The sequence below is a fragment of the Sphingobacterium sp. UGAL515B_05 genome (assembly GCF_033097525.1).
GTDB lineage: Bacteria > Bacteroidota > Bacteroidia > Sphingobacteriales > Sphingobacteriaceae > Sphingobacterium.
Map to the genome: position 1 here is coordinate 5,188,592 of NZ_CP109907.1, position 21,111 is coordinate 5,209,702.

General features: G+C 36.8%; 24 protein-coding genes and 1 tRNA gene. 10 read left to right on the forward strand and 15 right to left on the reverse strand.

The features are described from left to right. The first annotated feature begins 36 nt into the window (after nt 1–36). Genes OK025_RS21540 through OK025_RS21560 form a run of 5 tightly spaced genes read left to right on the forward strand, consistent with a single transcriptional unit; the run spans nt 37 to nt 3,761 of the window. Nucleotides 37–1,269: a TRAFs-binding domain-containing protein gene (locus OK025_RS21540; protein WP_317666784.1), complete on the forward strand. Its 1,233-nt coding sequence runs from the start codon at nt 37–39 to the stop codon at nt 1,267–1,269. 1 nt (nt 1,270) lies between these two features. Then, entirely contained in the window at nt 1,271–1,675 is a 405-nt protein-coding gene (locus tag OK025_RS21545; protein WP_317666785.1) for a TIR domain-containing protein, read from the forward strand. Nucleotides 1,676–1,681: 6 nt separating this feature from the next. Then, nucleotides 1,682–2,266, forward strand: a complete 585-nt coding sequence (locus tag OK025_RS21550) for a TIR domain-containing protein (protein ID WP_317666786.1) — start codon at nt 1,682–1,684, stop codon at nt 2,264–2,266. Next, nucleotides 2,263–3,150: a DUF4231 domain-containing protein gene (locus OK025_RS21555; RefSeq protein WP_317666787.1), complete on the forward strand. Its 888-nt coding sequence runs from the start codon at nt 2,263–2,265 to the stop codon at nt 3,148–3,150. Before OK025_RS21550 ends, OK025_RS21555 begins: the two co-directional genes overlap by 4 nt. 2 nt (nt 3,151–3,152) lie before the next feature. Continuing rightward, nucleotides 3,153–3,761, forward strand: coding sequence for a toll/interleukin-1 receptor domain-containing protein (locus OK025_RS21560; protein WP_317666788.1), 609 nt, complete (start codon nt 3,153–3,155; stop codon nt 3,759–3,761). 222 nt (nt 3,762–3,983) lie between these two features. Here OK025_RS21560 and OK025_RS21565 read toward each other — a convergent pair whose 3' ends face one another. From OK025_RS21565 to OK025_RS21580, 4 genes are all read right to left on the reverse strand, one after another. Continuing rightward, nucleotides 3,984–4,196 carry a hypothetical protein gene (locus tag OK025_RS21565; protein ID WP_317666789.1) on the reverse strand — a complete coding sequence of 71 codons (213 nt, stop codon included), beginning with the start codon at nt 4,194–4,196 and terminating at the stop codon, nt 3,984–3,986. Beyond that, on the reverse strand, nt 4,193–4,546 hold the full coding sequence (locus tag OK025_RS21570; protein WP_317666790.1) for a metallophosphoesterase: 354 nt from the start codon (nt 4,544–4,546) through the stop codon (nt 4,193–4,195). The genes OK025_RS21565 and OK025_RS21570 overlap by 4 nt, the downstream gene beginning before the upstream one ends. A gap of 73 nt (nt 4,547–4,619) precedes the next feature. Then, a complete protein-coding gene (locus tag OK025_RS21575; protein WP_317666791.1) occupies nt 4,620–5,867 on the reverse strand; it encodes a site-specific integrase in 1,248 nt (415 codons plus the stop codon). A 404-nt stretch (nt 5,868–6,271) separates the two neighbouring features. After that, a tRNA-Ser gene (locus OK025_RS21580) sits at nt 6,272–6,362 on the reverse strand. Between the two features lie 114 nt (nt 6,363–6,476). Here OK025_RS21580 and OK025_RS21585 point away from each other — a divergent pair. Continuing rightward, nucleotides 6,477–6,977 carry a 3-oxoacyl-ACP synthase gene (locus OK025_RS21585; RefSeq protein ID WP_317666792.1) on the forward strand — a complete coding sequence of 167 codons (501 nt, stop codon included), beginning with the start codon at nt 6,477–6,479 and terminating at the stop codon, nt 6,975–6,977. Between the two features lie 35 nt (nt 6,978–7,012). After that, nucleotides 7,013–7,564, forward strand: coding sequence for a BON domain-containing protein (locus tag OK025_RS21590; protein WP_317666793.1), 552 nt, complete (start codon nt 7,013–7,015; stop codon nt 7,562–7,564). Between the two features lie 74 nt (nt 7,565–7,638). Here OK025_RS21590 and OK025_RS21595 read toward each other — a convergent pair whose 3' ends face one another. The 6 genes from OK025_RS21595 to OK025_RS21620 form a co-directional block, all read right to left on the reverse strand. After that, nucleotides 7,639–8,364, reverse strand: a complete 726-nt coding sequence (locus tag OK025_RS21595; RefSeq protein ID WP_317666794.1) for a tRNA threonylcarbamoyladenosine dehydratase — start codon at nt 8,362–8,364, stop codon at nt 7,639–7,641. 77 nt (nt 8,365–8,441) lie between these two features. Beyond that, nucleotides 8,442–9,107 (reverse strand): TatD family hydrolase, encoded by a 666-nt coding sequence (locus OK025_RS21600; RefSeq protein ID WP_317666795.1) that lies wholly within the window; start codon nt 9,105–9,107, stop codon nt 8,442–8,444. A 61-nt stretch (nt 9,108–9,168) separates the two neighbouring features. Beyond that, nucleotides 9,169–10,455 (reverse strand): anthranilate synthase component I family protein, encoded by a 1,287-nt coding sequence (locus tag OK025_RS21605; RefSeq protein WP_317666796.1) that lies wholly within the window; start codon nt 10,453–10,455, stop codon nt 9,169–9,171. Nucleotides 10,456–10,458: 3 nt separating this feature from the next. Continuing rightward, nucleotides 10,459–11,736, reverse strand: coding sequence for an adenylosuccinate synthase (locus OK025_RS21610; protein ID WP_317666797.1), 1,278 nt, complete (start codon nt 11,734–11,736; stop codon nt 10,459–10,461). A 129-nt stretch (nt 11,737–11,865) separates the two neighbouring features. After that, nucleotides 11,866–12,357: a Fur family transcriptional regulator gene (locus OK025_RS21615; RefSeq protein ID WP_046673375.1), complete on the reverse strand. Its 492-nt coding sequence runs from the start codon at nt 12,355–12,357 to the stop codon at nt 11,866–11,868. Nucleotides 12,358–12,467: 110 nt separating this feature from the next. Continuing rightward, nucleotides 12,468–14,687 (reverse strand): RelA/SpoT family protein, encoded by a 2,220-nt coding sequence (locus OK025_RS21620; protein ID WP_070564136.1) that lies wholly within the window; start codon nt 14,685–14,687, stop codon nt 12,468–12,470. A 151-nt stretch (nt 14,688–14,838) separates the two neighbouring features. Between OK025_RS21620 and OK025_RS21625 the strand changes: the two genes are divergently transcribed. The 3 genes from OK025_RS21625 (at nt 14,839) to bshB1 (ending at nt 16,886) form a co-directional block, all read left to right on the forward strand. Next, nucleotides 14,839–15,471 carry a DUF4294 domain-containing protein gene (locus OK025_RS21625; RefSeq protein ID WP_317666798.1) on the forward strand — a complete coding sequence of 211 codons (633 nt, stop codon included), beginning with the start codon at nt 14,839–14,841 and terminating at the stop codon, nt 15,469–15,471. A gap of 19 nt (nt 15,472–15,490) precedes the next feature. Further along, complete coding sequence (locus tag OK025_RS21630; protein WP_317666799.1) at nt 15,491–15,982, forward strand: glutathione peroxidase; 492 nt, start codon at nt 15,491–15,493, stop codon at nt 15,980–15,982. A gap of 172 nt (nt 15,983–16,154) precedes the next feature. After that, on the forward strand, nt 16,155–16,886 hold the full coding sequence (gene bshB1 / locus OK025_RS21635) for a bacillithiol biosynthesis deacetylase BshB1 (RefSeq protein WP_317666800.1): 732 nt from the start codon (nt 16,155–16,157) through the stop codon (nt 16,884–16,886). A 96-nt stretch (nt 16,887–16,982) separates the two neighbouring features. Here the strand turns inward: bshB1 and OK025_RS21640 are convergent, their stop codons facing one another. From OK025_RS21640 to OK025_RS21660, 5 genes are read right to left on the reverse strand one after another with little or no spacing between them, the layout of a single operon-like run. Beyond that, nucleotides 16,983–17,513: a hypothetical protein gene (locus tag OK025_RS21640; protein ID WP_317666801.1), complete on the reverse strand. Its 531-nt coding sequence runs from the start codon at nt 17,511–17,513 to the stop codon at nt 16,983–16,985. Nucleotides 17,514–17,567: 54 nt separating this feature from the next. Continuing rightward, nucleotides 17,568–18,377, reverse strand: coding sequence for a phosphate ABC transporter ATP-binding protein (locus OK025_RS21645; protein ID WP_317666802.1), 810 nt, complete (start codon nt 18,375–18,377; stop codon nt 17,568–17,570). Beyond that, complete coding sequence (locus tag OK025_RS21650; protein ID WP_317666803.1) at nt 18,335–19,186, reverse strand: PstA family ABC transporter permease; 852 nt, start codon at nt 19,184–19,186, stop codon at nt 18,335–18,337. The genes OK025_RS21645 and OK025_RS21650 overlap by 43 nt, the downstream gene beginning before the upstream one ends. Further along, nucleotides 19,179–20,075: a phosphate ABC transporter permease subunit PstC gene (gene pstC / locus OK025_RS21655; protein WP_317666804.1), complete on the reverse strand. Its 897-nt coding sequence runs from the start codon at nt 20,073–20,075 to the stop codon at nt 19,179–19,181. The genes OK025_RS21650 and pstC overlap by 8 nt, the downstream gene beginning before the upstream one ends. A gap of 1 nt (nt 20,076) precedes the next feature. Then, nucleotides 20,077–21,048, reverse strand: a complete 972-nt coding sequence (locus tag OK025_RS21660; RefSeq protein ID WP_317666805.1) for a PstS family phosphate ABC transporter substrate-binding protein — start codon at nt 21,046–21,048, stop codon at nt 20,077–20,079. Between the last annotated feature and the right edge of the window lie 63 nt (nt 21,049–21,111).

Here is a 21,111-nt window from a genome sequence, read left to right on the forward strand (position 1 = left end):
CTTTTTGATATGTAACTTTTAACCATAATTAGCTATATGAAAAAAATTTGTTTTGTGATAATGGGGTATGGAAAAAAAACTGACCCTACTTTAGGAAAGACCTTTGATTTAGATAAAACTTACCATAATATTATTAAGCCAGCGGTAATTAATGCGGGTTATGAGTGTGTGAGAGGTGATGAAGTGCAGGAGTCAGGACTGATTGATCGGAGTATGTATGGGTTATTAATTTACTCGGATTTGGTGATTGCAGATATCACAACATTTAATCCTAATGCCATATATGAGTTAGGAATTCGTCATGCAGCAAAGCCTTTTTCTACTATTGTTATGAAAGAAAAGGATGGAAATATTCCTTTTGATATAAACCATAATAAAACTTTTACATATGCCCATATGGGAGAGGATATTTCCGCAACAGAAGCTGCAAGATGTCAGGAAGATTTAACTAATTTAATTTTAAGAGTTGAAAAATCAAAAGAAGTTGATAGTCCTCTTTTCCAACATATACAGTCTGTTAAACCCTATGTTTTACCAGAAGAGGAATATAATCAGCTAATTAAGGAGTTGGCAGAGAAGGAAAAAATAATTTTTGCTTTAGCAGAACAGGCAAAAGCGGAAATGGCAAATAATAATTTTTTGAAAGCTAAAGACTTATGGAAAAAGGCAAGTGAGAGAATTGAAAATGATTCATATTTCCTTCAACAAATGGCATTATGTACCTATAAAAGTAAAAGTCCAACTGAGAAGGTAGCTTTAAACGATGCCCTGGCAATAATCAACCGATTAGATCCCGAAGGAAGAACTACAAACGATCCAGAAACATTAGGTATTGCTGGTGCAATTTACAAAAGGCTTTGGCTATTAGATAGGAGTGAATTTGCTTATTTAGAAAGAGCAATAAGTTACTATCGAAAGGGATTCGAGATAAATGCTGATTATTATACTGGTGAAAATTATGCGCTTTGTTTAGAACTTAAAGGAATCTCAAGTAGTGATCCTGATGAAAAAGTATTTAATAGAATTGCAGCAAAAAAGACCCGACAGCGGATTATTGAAATTATAAGTGATTTAAAATTAGACGGCGATTTTTTGATAAGAAGTGATCTTAAATGGATTAATGCAACTCTTTCAAATTGTCATCTAGCGTTAAATAATGAAGCTGAACATAATGAATACGAGAAACTATTTTATAGTTGTTCACCCTTGGATTGGGAAATCAGTAGTTACGAGGAAACAAAAAATATAATTATAAACTTAAATAAATAGCATGGCAAAAGATTACAAAATTTTTATCAGCCATTCGTGGGCATATCACGATGACTTAGAGGCATTAAGAAAATTATTAAATGCAAGGGGATATTTTAATGTAGAATTTACTGAAGCATCCAAAGATGTTCCAATAAATTCTACAAATGCAGTATATATAAAAGCAAGGTTAAGGGCAAAAATTGCCTCTTCTGATGTTGTACTTGCAATGGCAGGTATTTATGCATCACACAGTGATTGGATGCCGTGGGAATTAGAAACTGCAAGAAGCCTGGGTATTCCAATCATTGGGGTAATTCCACGAGGACAACTTAATATTTCAAAGGAAGTATATTCAAGATCAATTGTAGACGTGAAATGGAATACAGAGAGTATTGTAGAAGCTATTAGAACACATGCTAAATAAATAATTATGGGCCATAGATGTTTTATTTCATTTAAGACGGAAGACATGCATTTTAAAAAGCATATTCACGACAATTTAGATATTGACATGATCGATCATTCCTTGCATGAACCAATTAATTCTGATGATGAGGATTATATTATGAGGCGTATTAGAGAAGATTACCTTTCTGATTCCACAGTTACAATTTTTTTAATTGGAGAAAGGTCTAGTGAGAACCATCCATTTGAAAATCAAAACTTTTTGAAACGAGAATTACAGGCTTCATTATATAATGGAGTAGGAAATACCAAAAATGGAATCCTTGGAATTGTTCTACCTACAATGACTGATAAGATTTATTTAGGAAGTAATTCCTGCTCAACCTGCGGAGGATTGCACCAAATTGTAAAAGTGGATGATAATACAGTAATTTCAGAATTCTCTTATAATTATTATATTCCAAATGATAAATGCGCCTGGAGTGAAGAAGATAGGTATTGTGTACTTGTAAAGTGGGATGATTTTTGTCTCAATCCTGAAGTTTACATCGATCACGCTTTTAATAAAAGAAGTCATCCAATTTCTAATTTTACCAAAGTAAGACCATGATAAAAGATACTGATTTTCCTAATTACTTTTTAGCTGGAGATAATGCCTCAAAATCTGCTCAGAAATATTATGTTCGTTATGTAAGATGGAACCTAATATTAATGTCAATAAGTGCCGCAATTGCAATTTATAATTACAATACTGAGGAATCCAAAAGAATTGTATATATAATTTCTGGGCTAATATTAATGGGAGCCTTTGTCCTGTCGTTGATAATCAAAACAAAAAAATATGAGGATATTTGGTATAGAGGACGTGCATTAGCAGAATCATCGAAAACCTTAGCTTGGAGGTTTATGACCAAATCTGAATATTTTGAAGGTAGTTTAACCGATAATATCGTAGAACAAAGATTTACTCAACGATTAAATGAAATTCAAAATGAATTTAAAGATATACATGCTAATTTAAAAGCTGCGGACTTGAGAAGAGAAGTTATTACCCAAAAGATGTCAGAGGTTAGAAGCTTGGATATTTTAAAAAGAATGGAGTTTTATCTGAGAAATAGAATAGATAACCAAATCGATTGGTATAGCAATAAGGCAGACACTAATAAACAAAAGTATGAAGGCTGGTTTTGGGCTGTCATTGTAATGCAATTTTTGGCTATAGTTTCAATTGTCTTTTTAATTTTTTACCCAAGTTCATCTTTAAATTTCGTTGGCATTTTTACTACGCTTTCGGCAAGTTTTTTTAGTTGGCTTCAATTGAAAAGATATCAGGAGAATAAAGAGGCATATAATACTGCCGTTTCTGAATTAAACTTGATTAAGAACCAAGCAAAGTTTATAACAACTGATGACGAATTTTCAAAATTTGTATTGGATTCAGAAAATGCAATGTCAAGAGAACATACCATGTGGTTAGCCCAAAAAAGAACGTAACAATGGGAACAAAAGGATATAATAGAGCTGATGCCGGTGACAATTTAAGTTATGTATTTGACGCTTTTGTAAATAAAGAGATTTCGGGGAGACCCTGTGTATTTCTTAGTCATAAAAGGGAAGATAAAGCAGCTTGTAGAATAATTGCTGAATATTTTAAAGAAGCTGAAATTGATTATTATTTAGACGAAGATGACAGAAATTTACAATATGCATCTCAAGCAGGTGATCCATTAAAAATCACTGAATGTATTAAAAATGGAATAAAAAAAAGTACGCATATGATGGTTGTAATTTCAGAGAAAACCTATAAATCTCAATGGGTACCTTTTGAGGTGGGTTATGGGCATGCTTCCATTTTGGATCAAGAGGATTTAAACTCTAAAAGCAATAATTTAAAATTATCAGTATTGACACTCAAAGATATTTCTGATAGTGCTTTGCCTGATTATCTACAAGTTGGGCACATCATTAGGGGTACTAATAGTTTAAATGAATATATTCAACAAATAACTGAAATATTAGAGAAATCCTTACTTAATGAAGGTCGAATTATTCCTAGTTACAATCAAAATCACCCATTGGATGGAGTTCTGAATTGGAAAAAATAATGGAAATTTTATTGATGTAAATGAAGGAAAAGGGAGTTTTAGCGACTCCCTTTTAAACGTAGTCTGATTGGAAAAATTGGGTTGTTTCAACATTGAAAATTGTTAACCTTCCATTTAGCCCAGCACCTGTGTCTATGTTTTTTATTTCAAACGCGGACATTGGTAAAGTACTGCCCCAAGAAGTTGTTGCTGAATGTCCAATATAAATCGCACTAAAATTAGTTAGAGCTGAATGCTTGAAATTATCTTTTTAAATTCTAAAGCCTCTATCCATAAAGTTCGATTAAAATAGTAACTCTCATCCTCCTGACTAAAAAATGGCAAGGTTCGTTCAAAACCGGCATGGACAAAACATCTATTTTGTTCATCGATATAATACAATAATTGATTTTTAAAAAAGGCCTTATGACTTTCTGGAATATCAGTTGCATTCAAAGAGGTTTTATACCCTTGGCTGTTTTAATAATTTTACCAAGAGGTTGGCAATGGTTTAAATAAGATTCTAGCGTCGCAATGCCTCCATAATTCCATAATTGTGGATGGAAATCATTTTCTAAAAATTTCTGGAACCAGGCATCATGATTTCCCTTAATAGCTATGAGATTTTTAATTTTCATCAGTTCCTCAACACATTCATAAACTTGCGGGTTTCCGTCAACGACATCACCCAATTGAATAAGAGTGTCGTTTTCATAATCGAAATGGGCTCTTTTAAGACATTCAATAAGGGCCTTGTAGGCTCCATGAAGATCACCCATAACAAATATTTTAGGATCATTATTCATTTTTCAATTAATTTTTATTGCTACATTTATATACAGCCCAGCAAAAACTGGGCTGTATACATGTAGGAAAACTTTAAATATTTGACACTAATTGGGGCGATCCAGTTTTTGAGTATTTCTTTTTTAGGATATGCATATCATTACTGATCTTGGTATCTACAATTTTTGCATAATGCTGTGTTTGCTTTATAGATTTGTGTCCTAGCATACGCGAAACAGTTTCCAAAGGAATTCCATTTGTAAGAGTGACAGTAGTTGCAAAAGTATGGCGGGCCATATGAAAAGTTAATTCCTTATTGATTCTGCAGATGTCTGCGATCTCTTTAAGATAGGCGTTCATTTTTTGATTTGAAATACAAGGAAAAACTTTCGGATTAACCTCTGAAATTGTTGAATTCTTATATTTATTCAATAATGTCATAGCTGGAGGTAAGATCGGAACTCTTGCTAAACTATCTGTTTTCTTTCTCTTGTATGAAATCCATTTTAGCTTATCCACACCTATATAAATCTGGTCTTTCCTTAATCTGTAAACATCAATATAAGCCATACCGGTAAAACACGAAAAGGCAAATATATCTCTAACTAATCCTAGTCTATCTGTCTCAAATTTTTGGTTTAATAATCTTTCTAATTCGCTAGGTGACAAAAACTCTTTTTCAACTTCTTTATGTTTTAACTTAAAACCATAAAATGGATCTTTCTTTAACCATCCAAGTTTTACACAATGAAGGACTACAGTTTTAAAATTGGCAATATATTTTGAAGTAGTATTCTGGTTGCAGTCTCGGTGAGTTTTGAGCCAAAAATCAAAATCTTTTACAAAATCATAATCCAACTTTCTTAATTCCAGGTCGTCTTTTTTATATTTCCAATTTATAAACTCCTTGGTATGGCTTAATGCGGTTTCATATCTCTTAATCGTTCCTTCAGCATAATCCTTGTCTTCAAGTAGACTCATTTTCTGGTTATATTCGAGAAAAACTTCCAAGACCATTTTACGGTCGTTTGTTGAGCCAAACAATTCCTGAAATATATTTTCAGTAGTAACATCCTCCCCAGACGCTATTAGTTCTTTTTTTACAGCGTATACTTTTACAACCAGGGCATCAATAAATAGATTGAGTGCCTTGGCATCTTCTTTATTTCCAGACGCTCTATTTGCTCCCTGATCCCACCTATCCTTAAACCAGGTCCTTTTTGTTGAAAATTCCTTCGAAATACCGTTTACAGTAATTCTACCATACAATTTTCGTTTTAATCCATCACTGCTGTCAGTTTTCTTTAAGAAGAACAGCAATCCAAAGCTTTTTTCTAACATACTAAAAATTTTAAATGGTTATACAAAGTTCGGACTGAGGCTTCTTCAAGACAAGATGTAAATCTAATTAACTAGTTGATAAACAATGTTGTATCAACCTAATCGTGGCAGTTTTATTTGAATTTGGGGACTGCCACGATTTACGCTTTTTATTTTTGAGTATTTCTGCATTTTTTGAGATATAGAAATAAAAAAATGCCCTGCAAATACTGTATTTACGGGCATTTTATGTTTTTATCCTTATCGACTTAAAATAAAAAAAGCGATATTTTGTATAAAATATCGCTTTTTGCAGAGAGGAAGAGATTCGAACCTTGTGGGTTAAAACCGCTTCCAGAGCGAATTTTATAGTAGTAAAAACAAAAATGCCACGAATAGCGATTATTCGTGGCATTTGTATCATTTGGCGGAAAGGGAGGGATTCGAACCCTCGATACAGTCATCCCGTATACAGTCTTTCCAGGACTGCTCATTCGACCACTCTGACACCTTTCCTTGTTTCAGTGCACAAATGTAGCAATTTTTTAATTTATTGCAACCTTATTCGTATTATTTACCATCGGATTTGATATATTCTATTGAGACTAAGCGTATTGTTTTTATTTTTTAATGAATAAAACTTATTCCTTATTTTTCGGAATGACAAATAATTATTTCGACATAAAAGGGGAGATCCTCGACATGGCACTAAAACGTACTCAGGAACGTATCACAATGATAGAATCGGCTTTAGAAACAGCAAGAGATTCAAGTAATGACGATACCAAAAGTAGTGCTGGAGACAAGTATGAAACTTCACGTGAAATGATTCAACAGGACATCAATCGCTACCAGAAACAACTCCTGGAAGCCAATAAAGATCTACAGCAGCTAATCAGTATAGAATCATTACCAAATGATGTAATGGATGTAGCCAGATTAGGAACGCTTGTTCAAACCAATATTGGTCTATATTTGATCGCCACAAGTATTGGAGCTGTAAAAATAGGAACCAATAATATCTTCGTCATTTCGCCTGCATCTCCAATTGGACAACTACTTATCGGAAAAAAAATAAGTGATAGTTTTATTTTTAACAACGTTAATCAGAAAGTTATTGCAATATACTAGGTGATGAAAATACCGAAAAATTAAACAATATGTCGATGCGTCTGTTCTTATTTAGTACAGAAACGAAGAATGACATGAAATTGAATAATTTACTTTTAATCTTCTTACTTGGCGCTTTACTGTTTATTCACTCTTGTAGATCGCCCGAATCGGACGAAAAACTAAGATCAAAAATCGAGGCAGCGTTGCAAACTACTGCAGGCATCGAAGTAGATGTCGAGGAAGGGAATGTAACGTTGGATGGACAGATAGGTTCGGATTCGCTCAAGCAGGATATAGAAAACAGAACAAAATTAGCAGGGGGAGAGGATATCAAATCCATTCACAACAATATCATTGTAAATCTTCCCGAACCAGAAGATGCCCGTGAAAAATATCATGAAATTATGGGCGGCGCAATAGATTCTACCTTAACAAGAGATGTCAATCTTGTTCTGGAAGATTTCCCAACCATTACGGCGCAGGTGAAGGAAGGAATTATAATTGCGACAGGTAATCTTGAAAAATCAAAAATCGATACACTAAAGAAAAGATTAGAGCATATCAAGCCCAAAGGTATTGATATGAAAGGTGTCACTAGTCGCTAAACAAAGAAAAGAAGCTATCCATCGATTGACGGGTAGCTTCCTTCATTTTTTCATATGTTTATTTAATACCTAAGTTAAGCATTTTCTATTAGATCTCGTATAGCAACAGAAGCTATTGCCCCACCAAAGGCTGCTGGTAGATAGGACATGGTACCATAAGCAGACTTTTTAAAGTTACTCCCATCAGTATATAATAATGAATCCTTGTTTGGAAGTTCAGTTGAAAATGCCACTTTTACCCCATCACGTATACCATGTTTACGCAATTTCTTACGGATATGCTGGGCCAACTTACAATTATAAGATTTACCGATATCAGCAATTTTTATTTTCGTAGGATCCACTTTGCCACCGGCACCCATTGAACTGACAAATGGTATATTAGCTTCTAATGCCCTCCGAATGAAAAATAGTTTCGGTGTAATACTATCAATAGCTTCGACACAATAATCTGGCGCTAAATCTAGCAAAGCTGGTATTTTTTCCGGAATAATAAAATCCTGTATCACAGTTAAATCTAATTCCGGATTGATCGCCATTAATCTTTCTCGCATAATCTCAGCCTTTGCTTCACCATGATTGGTTGCCAAGGCAGGTAGTTGCCTATTACGATTGGATGGATCTACGGTGTCTCCATCGATAATGGTCATTTTTCCAACACCTGCCCGACATATAAATTCCGCCGCAAATGATCCAACACCGCCTAATCCCAAAACCATCACATGCGAATTTGCTAATTTTTCAACCGCCGCTCTACCGATCAATGCTTCGGTACGTGACAGCCAACTTAAATCTTTCATTTATTCAATTTTGTTTTTATATTATCCTGAAACCTTCATATCTGCCATTCAACGTAAATAACCAAATTATGGCAGGCTCATTTACGAAATACATTCTTATAATTTTGGTATAAAGTCTGTTTCAACTCTTCCAGTTCGATCGATCTGAGCTGGGCCACGTAGCGATATAGCGTAGCGATGTCTGCAGTCGCATCTGTATCTGTCTCTAGAAATAAATACTCGAGTGATATATGTTGTAAAAGTTCGTCTTGACTTCCGTTTAAACAATGTTTTCCTATGGAAAGATAATAACCTCGATCTATTAACTGTTGAGCCAAGGTCCAGTTCTTACGATATCCATGAAAAACAACTGCTCCGCTAAAATTTGCTTTTTTCAAACAACCGACAATCTCCTGAAAAGCACGCACACAATGAATAATTAGAGGTTTCTGGTATCTTTGAGCCAGGCGAATCTGTTGATCAAATACAGGCTCTTGATCGGCAATGGGAGTGGCTATATTTTTGTCCATACCACATTCACCTATAGCTAAAACCTGACTCAGCGCTAATGCATCCACCATGAGTCCCAAATCATGTTCAGTATTCTCATTGATATACCACGGATGCAAACCTACTGAACAATCCGCTTCTGTGATTGTCTCCGAATGATTCAACACAACATTCTTAATAGAAAGGATTGCGTGCGCATCGACCGGATAATTCCGGTGCGTATGTAGATCGATATAGGGAATCTGTGCTTTCAACGAGACAAAGGTCGAAAAAATACTTGAAGCAAAAAATATTCTCTACAAAATTAGTATAGTTTTATTGTGCTAGAGTGGCATTTAAGGCTTCAAGGATCGCGGATGCCTTCAAAAGGCATTCTTGATACTCCTGATCGGCGGACGCCTGATTGGTAACTGCTCCACCTGTATGAAAGGAAAGGTATCTTTTTTGCTTATTGTAAAGCAATGAACGGATAACGACGTTAAAATCGAATTCATCGTGTATGGTGTCAAAGTAACCGATAGATCCTGCATAGATACCTCTCTTTCGAGCTTCAAGCTGATCGCAAATTTGCATCGCTGCAATTTTGGGAGCACCTGTCATCGAACCTGCAGGAAAGGTATTTCTAAATACATCCACATTGGCGACTTTTGGGTCTTGCATGCAGGTAATAGTTGAAATCATTTGATGAACCTGTTCAAAGGACTGGATCTCAAAAAGACGAGTAGCCTCAACTGTTCCGGGAAGAGCACTCCGTGTGAGATCATTGCGAACCAAATCAACGATCATCACATTTTCGGCGATCTCTTTTTTTGACCTCAACATATCAGCTATAATCTGTTGATCCTCCGTTGGATTTGTCCCCCTTTTGGCCGTTCCCTTAATCGGCTGAGAAATCAACTTTCCATGTCTTTTCGCTAAAAATCGCTCTGGAGAAGCACTCATGATAAAATGATGTTCTACCTTGAAAAATGAACTAAAAGGAGTGGGGGATATGGCATTTAATCGATGATAAACTTCGACAGGGGAGATATCAGCGTTTTCAGCAAAAAATTCCTGACAAAGGTTCACTTCATAGATGTCTCCACGGTGAATATGTGCCTGTACATTTTCAAAAGCTTTGGCATATTCACTCTTTGTCCAACGCGACTTTACCTGTACAGAAATTGGGGTTATCACAGGAATCTGAGTATCCGAAATGGCCTGATAGATTTTAACAGGATCCTCGGCTTCTATAAGCACTTGATCCGCCGTCCATCGGAGCGTAATTGCGGGGACAAAGAAGTAGGCTTCTGGAAATTCGAGCTGGTCCGTACCTGTTGTCTGTAATTCTTCTATTTCATTTTTGAGGTCATAGGATAGAAATCCAGGAATAAACTGAGATTGATGTAATTTCAAAAAAGCATCAAGCTGGTCAAATACATTTTCATTTGCACGGAAAGAAAATAATGCCTTGACAGCCAATATCTGTTCAAATTTGCCCCATTGATCGGACATCCCATTACTATTAAAGAAAGAAATTTCATCAAATTGCCCCGACCAGTGCAGGGCTTTTTGATGAAATTTATCTTTAGAATCGAGAAGATCAAAACTTTCGATCCGCATAGTTTATTTTGATAAAGCTAATGTTTGTTTACGATCAGGACCTACCGATAGGATCGTGATAGGTACTTCAAGAGCTTTCTCTAAATAAGCAATATAATTTTTTAATGCTTCAGGTATTTCTTGTTCTGACGTTATACCGGTCAAATCTTGTTTCCACCCATCAATTTCTTCTAAGATAGGTTCTGCTTGATGCGTGATGATTTCATAAGGCATATAATCTATCACTTCACCATTATATTTATAATGTGTACATGCGTAGATTTTGTCGAAGGTATCCAAAACGTCAGCCTTCATCATAATCAAATCTGTCACGCCATTCAGCATAATGGCATATTTCAAAGCTGGAATATCGATCCATCCTGTACGACGAGCACGACCTGTAGTTGCGCCAAATTCATGACCTAACTGACGTAATTTTTCGCCAGTTTCATCGTGAAGTTCAGTAGGGAAGGGACCACCACCTACGCGAGTAGCATATGCTTTAAAGATACCATATACCTTACCGATTTTATTTGGTGCAATACCCAGACCTGTACAAGCTCCGGCTGTTGTCGTATTAGATGAAGTAACAAATGGATAAGAACCAAAATCAACATCCAAAAGCGTACCTTGAGCACCCTCAGCTAACACACGTTTGCCTTCTTTCAGATATTGATTCACCAAATGCTCTGAATCCACATGTGGGATGGATTTAATGAATTCGATCGCATCTAAAAATGCTTTCTCTTTTTCACTGAAATCAGGTATTTCACCATAGTGCGAAAGAATACTTAGATGTTTTTCTTTCAACTTTTGGTAACGCTCTTGAAAATCGGGAAGTGTCGTATCACCTACACGTAAACCATTTCTACCGGTTTTATCCATGTAAGTTGGACCGATACCTTTCAGCGTGGATCCAATTTTTCCTGCACCCATTTTTGATTCTGAGGCAGCATCCAATAATTGGTGTGTCGGCAGAATAAGGTGTGCCTTACGCGCTAAAACCAAATTGCCTTTACCCACCGGATCAAAACCAGCTGTCTTCAGGTTGTCTAACTCTCTTTTTAAGATAATCGGATCGATAACGACGCCATTACCAATAAGATTTAGTGTACCTTCATTGAAGATACCAGATGGAATTGTGTTGAGTACGAATTTTTTGTTATCGAATTCCAACGTGTGTCCGGCGTTAGGGCCGCCTTGGAAACGAGCGATTAAATCGTATTTTGGACAAAATACGTCTACGATTTTACCTTTACCCTCGTCACCCCATTGTAAGCCCAAAAGCACATCAACTTGCATAGCTTTTAAAGTATAGTAATTAAAATGTTATTAATAAAAATAGACTCTATTTAAAAATAAAATGTTCAGGAATTTTCCCCCTGAACATTCCTGAACAAATGTACTATTATATTTAAGAAAAATATAAGATTAATTTGAAATAGCTTCGTGAGCGACGGTTTCTTCTTTTTTGTTCTTAAGTTGACAGTCTTGACATACACCGTACAAATTGAGTGAGTGGTGCTTAATGTCAAATTTTAAAAGATCTCCCATGAGACTCTGAATTTGATTGATACGTGGATCACAGAATTCAACAACCTTATTACATTCAATACAAATCACGTGATCGTGTTGTTTGAACCCATAAGACTTCTCAAATTGAGCCATGTTCCTTCCAAACTGGTGTTTTGTAACCAAATCACAAGAAACTAAAAGTTCTAGGGTATTATAAACTGTAGCACGACTGACACGATATTTCTTGTTCTTCATATGGATATACAAAGACTCTACATCAAAGTGGTCAGTACGTGAATAAATCTCTTCCAAAATCGCATAGCGCTCTGGTGTTTTTCTTAGATTTTTATTTTCTAAGTAGGCTTCAAAGATTTTTTTTACAGTTGCAAAATTTTCAGCTTGATTCATAGTAAAAATATTCTTGTACAAATTTACCAATTTAGATTGATATTTCCTCTATTAAAAATAGCGCTTAATAGTAGTCTCCTTAGCGAAATTTTCAATCCAACACTTGGTTATTAATTTTCCGATTCATAGCGATTGACACCTGTTATCCCTCTGACTTGCTTTAAATTTCTCATCAAACTTTCAAGCTGAGCAGTATCATTCACATAGACCATAATATTACCATCAAAAATACCTTCGTTACTTGAAATTGACAAGGATCGAATATTAACAGCAAATTCTTGCGAAATAACAGTTGTAAGCTTATTTACTAATCCAACATCATCTATGCCAACGATATGTAAACCTGTCAAAAATGCAGAATCTTTTGTAGAAGCCCACCGTGCTTTTAGAATTCTATAACCATAATTTGCCATCAGCTTGGATGCATTTGGGCAACTTGTACGATGAATTTTTATACCATCATTTACGGTCAAAAAGCCAAAGACATCGTCACCAGGGATCGGGTTACAACAGGGTGCTAATGTATAATCAACTTTCTGCATATCGTCACCGATTAAGATCGTATCGAATTCCTTCTTATTTATCTTTTCAACTAATCCACCAATATGCGTGTTAAATTGATTTCCAGATGAAGAACTTACATTAATTTCAACTGCTTTTTCATGCGCAACATATTCTCTCAGTTGTCTAATGTCAACAATTCCCTTAGCAACATTGTAAAAAAGATCCTGCGAGCTGGGGTATTTTAAAAAGTTGGCAATTTTGTTAATATTATCCGTATTATAGGTAACCTTTAGCGATTTCAACTTACGTTCCAAAATCTCTTTCCCATCCTCCGCAACTCTTCTCTTTTCCTCTTTGAGAGAAGATCTGATTTTGGATTTGGCTTTTGCAGTCACTACAAAATTCAACCAATCTTCCTTAGGTGACTGCTTGCTTGAGGTAATAATCTCTACCTGATCCCCATTTTGCAAAATATGACTCAAAGGAACAAGTTTGTGATTTACTTTGGCGCCAATACAACTCGCTCCAATATCAGAGTGGATCTCAAAGGCAAAATCTAAAGCCGTAGCATTGTTGGGTAGTTGAATCAGTGTTCCTTTTGGGGTGAATATAAAAATCTCATCGGAGAAAAGATTCATCTTAAAATCATCCACAAAATCCATCGCATTCTGATCCGGACTACTTAAGACGTCGCGTACCTTTTTGATCCATTGATCCAAGCCAGAATCCGAATTTGATTCCTTATATTTCCAATGCGCTGCAAATCCTTTTTCGGCAATTTCATTCATCCGTTTGGTTCGAATCTGAACTTCGACCCATTGCCCTTTAGGACCCATTACCGTTGTATGTAAAGACTCATAACCATTTCCTTTCGGAGAGGAAATCCAATCCCGCAGGCGGTCGGGGTTAGGGCGATATAAATCTGTGACAATAGAATAGACTTTCCAACATTCGGTCTTTTCTTTTTCATCCACAGCATCTATTACAATACGTATGGCAAACAAATCATAAACCTCCTCAAAAGGAATCGATTTTTTTCGCATCTTATTCCAAATAGAATGGATTGATTTAGGACGCCCAAATACGGACGCCTTAATACCCTGTTCCTCCAATATCTCTTTGATTGGACCAATAAAATCACCTATAAATTTTTCGCGTTCGGCTTTTTTCTCATTCAGTTTTCGAGCGATAAATTTATAGGTATCCGGATCGGTAAATTTCATCGACAGATCTTCCAATTCGGATTTTATCGCATACAGGCCAAGACGATGTGCTAGAGGTGCATAAAGGTAACTTGTCTCTGAAGCTATCTTCAGCTGCTTATCCCTGGCCATAAATTCCATGGTGCGCATATTATGCAGCCGATCTGCCAATTTAATGAGAATTACACGAACATCGTCAGCCAGTGTGAGCAACATTTTCCTAAAATTCTCCGCCTGCATGGAACTGTTTGGATCAAAAATCCCTGAAATTTTGGTAAGCCCATCGATAATTCGGCGAACTTTCTTGCCAAACATTTCTTCAATTTCATCCAATGTAACATTGGTATCTTCAACTACATCATGGAGCAAGGCGCATACAATAGATGTCGTTCCTAAGCCAATCTCTTCTGCAGCAATCTGCGCAACAGCAATAGGGTGATAAATATAAGGCTCTCCTGATTTGCGTCGCATCTCTTTATGACTATCCAATGCTAAATCAAATGCCTTTCGAATCTCTTGCTTGTCCCCGCGTTGCAAAGTTGGCTTACAAGCACGCAACAACGCACGGTAACGTTTCCTTATCTCTTTGTTTTCTGCTTCAATATCAATCACATAATCTTTCATAAACGTTGCAGGTAAATGATGTTTTTTGAGTAAATTTGTGTAATTTAGTTAATGTATTCTTGAATACAATTTTCAAGCTAACTTATTTTGTAATAAATCTACCAAAATATTATAGCATTGACAAATTAAAAAGCGTTATATAATTGCCCAAATGAAGACAATATTATTTTGTTTGCTTTTTCTCACAGGGACTTTGTCCGGATGGGCACAGTCTCAATCGCTCACACTTCCCTTGTATGGAGAGGGAGCGCAAGAGACTGTAAACAGTTATATGACAACAACCTTGGCAAATGGAGAGGTGTTGCCCTGGTTTCCGATACCGGAGGTTATCGTTGTTGCCAAAAGGACTTGGTCAAGTGAAGAAGCGCGAAGAGAATACCTTCGCTTTAGAAGAAACGTCCTAAAGGTTCTTCCTTATGCGATATATGCGCAAAAAAGATATGATCAACTTGACAGAGAACTCGCGCTGACTTCGGACAAAAAGGAACATAAGGCATTGGTTGAAAAATGCGAAAGCGACGTAAAACAGATGTTTGATCGAGAAATCAAAAATATGACTATTTCACAAGGTAAAATACTCATAAAATTGATCGATCGCTATACCGGACATACAAGTTATGAAATGGTAAAGGAAATGAAAGGTGGAATTTCTGCTTTTTTCTATCAGGGAGTTGCTAAAATATTCGGTCACAACCTAAAGTCAACTTACGATCCAAAAGAAGACTTTGCCATTGAAAATATCATTAGAGAATTCGAAAAGTCGAGACCTCAACCTGTCATGTGAGCAATTAAACCAAAACCAGATGAAAACAGTATACGACTTTGACGCCCTTCAGTTTAACGGCAAAAAAAAATCCCTCGCTGATTTTAAAGGTAAAGTTTTACTCATCGTCAATACTGCCAGCCAATGTCTATTTACCAGACAATTTAAATCGCTCGAAAAACTCTATCAAAAATATAAAGACCAAGGTTTCGAAATCCTGGCTTTTCCTGCAAATAATTTCCGGAACCAAGAACCGTTAACCGGTAGTACCCTAGAGACATTCTGCCGGATCAATCAACAGGTAAGTTTCCCTATATTTAAACGTAGCCATGTTATAGGCGAATATAGAACACCCTTATACAGTTTTCTCTCGAGCAAAGATCAAAACGGACATATCAATAGTAAACCCTCCTGGAATTTCCACAAATATCTGGTAAACAAAAAAGGAGAGGTTATTGATTTCTATTATCCGACTACTTCGCCATTATCAAGTAAAATTTGCCGCAATATTGAGCGTCTTTTACAAGAGTAACCCATAAACTACTTACATTTGCCACACTCCCGCCAACACAGGTCTAGTCGAATATCGACTTAGAATCAATAATCGCCTGGGATTAGTAAAGGCTTGCAGCCAAAACTATTCAGCGGTTAACTGAAATGGTTTATCATAAAAAGGGAAGCAAATTTAAAGAGAGAAATATTATATGTTAAAATTAGATCTACTTATTATTGCTGTACATCCGGATGACGCTGAACTCGGCGCAGGAGGAGTGATGGCAAAATATGTTGCTGAAGGAAAAAAGGTAGGAATTGTTGATTTAACCCAAGGTGAGCTCGGTACACGTGGCACAGCAGAAACCAGAGCACAGGAAGCAAAGGATGCTGCCGAAATATTAGGGCTAGCCGTAAGAGAGAATCTTGGCCTAAGAGATGGTTTCTTTGAAAATGCTGAAAAAGAAAAAATGGCTGTAATAAGGGCTATCCGTGAATATCAACCAGAAATTGTCATTACAAACGCCGTTACTGATCGTCACCCCGATCATGGTAGAGCTGGACAGATGGTCAGCGATGCCTGCTTTCTTGCTGGCTTAAGAAGAGTGGAAACTTTTGATCAGAACAATATTTCCCAGGAGGCCTACCGCCCCCGATTAGTACTGCAATTTGTACAGGACTTTTATATCAAACCTGATGTTGTTATTGATATAACGGATTATTATCATATTAAAGAAAAATCCGTCCTAGCTTACAAAACTCAGTTTTATACCGGAGAAAATATAAACCCGGACGAACCGCAAACTTATATTTCTAATCCGGATTTCATGGAGTCAACCGCGGCTAGAGCCCGAGAATTTGGACGATATATCCAAGTAAAATATGCCGAAGGATTTACTTCAAAAAAAATACTCGGTATAGACGATTTATTTCACCTCAAGTAGCGAATAGCATATATCAGGCACTATAGAAAAACTAAAAAGTGGAATTATTCCGCTAAAAAATAATTCCACTTTTTAGTTTTGGACAAGTGATCGAATTTAATTCTTATTCAAACTGATCGGGAATTTAATTTCGCTAATGTGAATACCATTGAAGCAATCATCCTGACAATTATCGGAAACATAGCCTGCAGAAGAAATCAGACCATTGTTTTTGGCTTCAAAATAGACCTTCGAATCTTTTCTTTTTATCAGCCAATCCTTCTTTGCTTTCTCATAAACTTGATCTAGCGTCGACGCTTCATAACCTTCGTCGTGCGAGTTTAATTCATCCTTGTTTTCTGTCCATTTAGTATCAGTCTGCTCTTTACCATCTGCGGAACGTGTTTTAGCTTCATATGATCTATACTCGACCTGACCGTTAAATACCGTTATTGTGGTTGCGCTGTGAGTTCCTGTCCAGGAAGAGCTGGTAACAGTATACTGGTAGGAATTAGCATTCTCCTTTTTATATTTTTGATAAGCTTCATAACTTTTATCAAATTCAGAAGAATATGCAAAATCTTTACTACAGGAACTAAAAAAACCTGACAGGACCAAAAGCATGGCAATAAAATAGCTACTTTTCATAATTAAGTTATTTAAATCCTAATTAGAACGACCATGCCAAGACATTTGCTACACTCAGGAAATAAATCCTTTTACGTACTGTTTTGTGATTTCATTTTGCGGATTCAATAAAACCTGTTCCGTTGGTCCAAATTCAAGAATTTCTCCGCCATAAACAAACAAGATATAATCAGATACCCGTCGCGCTTGTCGCAATATATGCGTCACCAATACGATGGTATAATCTTTCTTCAGTTCAATCAACAACTCCTCAATTTTGGCAGTCGATAATGGGTCCAATGCCGATGTTGATTCATCCCCAAGGATAATCTCAGGTTCCACAGCTAATCCTCTCGCTAAACAGAGCCTTTGCTGCTGACCAATAGACAATCCACTAGCGGAGTGACCTAAACGATCCTTTACCTCGTCCCATAAAGCTACATTACGCAATTGCGTTTCAACAATCTTATCGAGCTCTTTCTTACTTCGCGTACCGTGTATGCGGGGGCCATAGGCCACATTGTCATAAATAGACATTGGTAGTGGATAAGGTTTCTGGGAAAGAAGCCCCATTTTCTTTCGAATATGCGTCACTTCTGCATTCCTACCATAGATATCTTCACCATTAACAAGAACCGAACCGGTTATTTCAACCCCTTTGGTATCATCGACCAACCTATTAAGCGTCTTTAAAAGCGTTGTTTTCCCGCATCCTGACGGGCCAATAATGGATGTGACACTATTGTTTGGCAGCGCAAGGTTGATATTCTTGAGTATATGTCGCCCGTCAATATGAACATTAAGATCCTTTATTTCAATATGTGGATCTGCCAACGGATTTATTATCGACGATTCTTTTGTTTCGATTGAAGGATATGAGTGCATACTACAATAATTAAGATAATGATTGTTAAAACTAAAGCCGACGCATAAGCTCGACCTTGAACTTCGGGAATAGGACTACTTAACTGGAAAAATATAGATAAAGGCAATGTCGCCGCCGGCTCATCGATATATTTAGGAAGATTGTCACTAAAACCTGTAGTCAATAAGACTCCCGCCACATCGCCAATGGCGCGGCCAAAAGCAAGTAGAATAGCTGTAAGTAAGCCGGTACGAATACTTCTAAGCATTACTTTGGCCAATTCCCAGCGTGTGGTACCGAGTGAAAGGGTGACATTCTTTAGGTCTTCAGGAATGGTTTTGATCAATTCGTCCACAGTGCGTACGACAATTGGAATAGTCAGCAGCGTTACGGTAATAATACCACCTAATAACGATGCACGAATACCCAAATACACCATGATTCCAAAGCCTACAGCACCATAAACGATCGAAGGAACGCCATACAACACATCGAATAACAATTTCGAAAACTGCGTGACTTTAGATTTTGTACCCAGATAAACATTTAGATATAACGAGATCGGAATGCCTATCAAAGCTGAAAGAGCTGTTGAAACCCCAGCCAAATAGAGCGAACCCAATATCGCATTCAAAATCCCACCTTCTTTTCCGATATAAAATCCACCTTTAGGCAACTGACTTACCATTTCCCAATTGAGATAGGGAAGTCCCTTATACAATATTGTACCTACAATAAAAAACAGAGAAGCTGTTACGGTTATACCCGAAAGATGCATAAAGCCTTTTGCCACCTTTTCGCTCAACAACCGTCTTCTGGTATTATCCATGCTGACCTCCTTCCAAGCGTCTCAATATCAGACGAGAAATTAAATTAAAAATAAATATGATTACAAACAGCAGTAATGCAGAGAACATCAGAGCTGACTCATACAAAGGTATTGACATCATTTCCCCAAAATTATTTGCAATTAATGCAGGAATAGGGTAGCCGGCATCAAATATAGAAGTTGGTACTTTTGCAACATTGCCACAGACCATCAATACCGCAATGGTTTCACCAAAAGCCCTAGATGTTGACAAAACAATGGCAGCGACAATACCTGGTCTAGCTTTTTTCAGAATAACGTGTTTGATCGTATCCCATTTTGTTGCACCCAAAGACAGCGACGCCGCCTTCAAATCATAGGGAATGGTCTGAAGTACCTCAACCATGATAGAAATCATAATGGGAAAGATCATCACAGCTAACACGATACCACCAGCCAGCACAGAATATCCGGAGGTTACAACACCAAAAACTGGCGCTATATACAACTGAATCAAAGGTACAATAAACAACACCCCCCAGACTCCATAAAGCACAGGTGGTATTGCGGCCAAGATATTGACCAAAGGAAGCATCATATTCTTTAAAGCATCCGAAGCATATTCGGTCAAGTAAACAGCTGTTAATATACAAAGCGGAATCGCAATAACAAGAGAAATCAGAGTTACCGCAAGCGTGCCAGCAATAAAAGGTAGAAAGCCGAAAGATCCTTTCATTGGTGACCAAATCTTACCTGTTAACAGCTGCAAAATATTGCTGTATTCAAATAAGGGAATCGATTTTATGGTTAAACCAACCGCAATGATGACGACAACTGAAAGTGAAATCAGCAAGAGGAGCAAAGTAGATCGCTTGACCAGTATATCTTTAACGAGACGAGTATTTAGCATGCTATAACTTATTAAGTTCTTCTTTTATCAGTGTTTCATTTAGTGGGACATATCCATTTTCAAGAAGCTGTGATTGCGCCTGTTTCTGAAGAACAAAAGAAATAAACTCCTTCAAAAGAAGGGATTCGGTCTTATTGCGCGTCACAAAGGTTAACTCCCTAGAAGGCGGCGCAGGGTATCTCCCTGTCGCAACAGCCTCTGTCAATTCAGACAGCGTACCATAAAATTGCTCATTGTCCTCAACATGTCTATTTTTATTCAGATCCAAAGGAACAACAGCAATACGGTCAAAAACCTTATTGGTTTTTAGATTGTAGACATAGTTAATATTATTGAACCCGATCCCATATATATCATCTTTAATAGCCTGTGCAATTCCAGGGTCTCCAAAAATTCCGATTCCTTGTAAGTCCTCTTGTTTATGCCCGAAAAACTTGGCCCAGGTTTCCGCTGCCCCTGCAGCATCAGAACGAACATATACATTAATGGGATCCGCCGTGAACTCTGGGTCAATTTCCCGCCAGGTCTTAAACTTTCGATTCACAAAAATATCCAGTAATTCTTCACGGCTCAAACCACGCTTCAAAATAGCAGAATAATTAGGATTGTCAGGATTGATTGTACATATGACAGCATCCTTGGCTACAATAATTGGAATCGCTCCTTTTTTTATTTCCTGCTCATGCAGGTCTCTCGATACCATTCCAATATCAACCATCCCCGTAAGCACATCAGCAATTCCTTTCCCTGCACCACCAGCAGAAATATTAAACCGAACATTTGGATGAATTTTTTTAAAATCTTCGCTCCACACAACCGCCAAAGGGTAAAGCGCAAAAGCTCCAGACAGTGAAATATTACCTTCAAAACCATGTTCCTTACTATATCCATTCTTTACTTTAGGCGCACAGGAAGTTAGTTTAAATACAATTACAAAGCTTAAAATCAGAACTATGAAACACTTTCTCATCATTACACCTAATAGTCTACAGGTTTTGTATATTAAATTTTATAGGGCAAATATATATTAATTTGG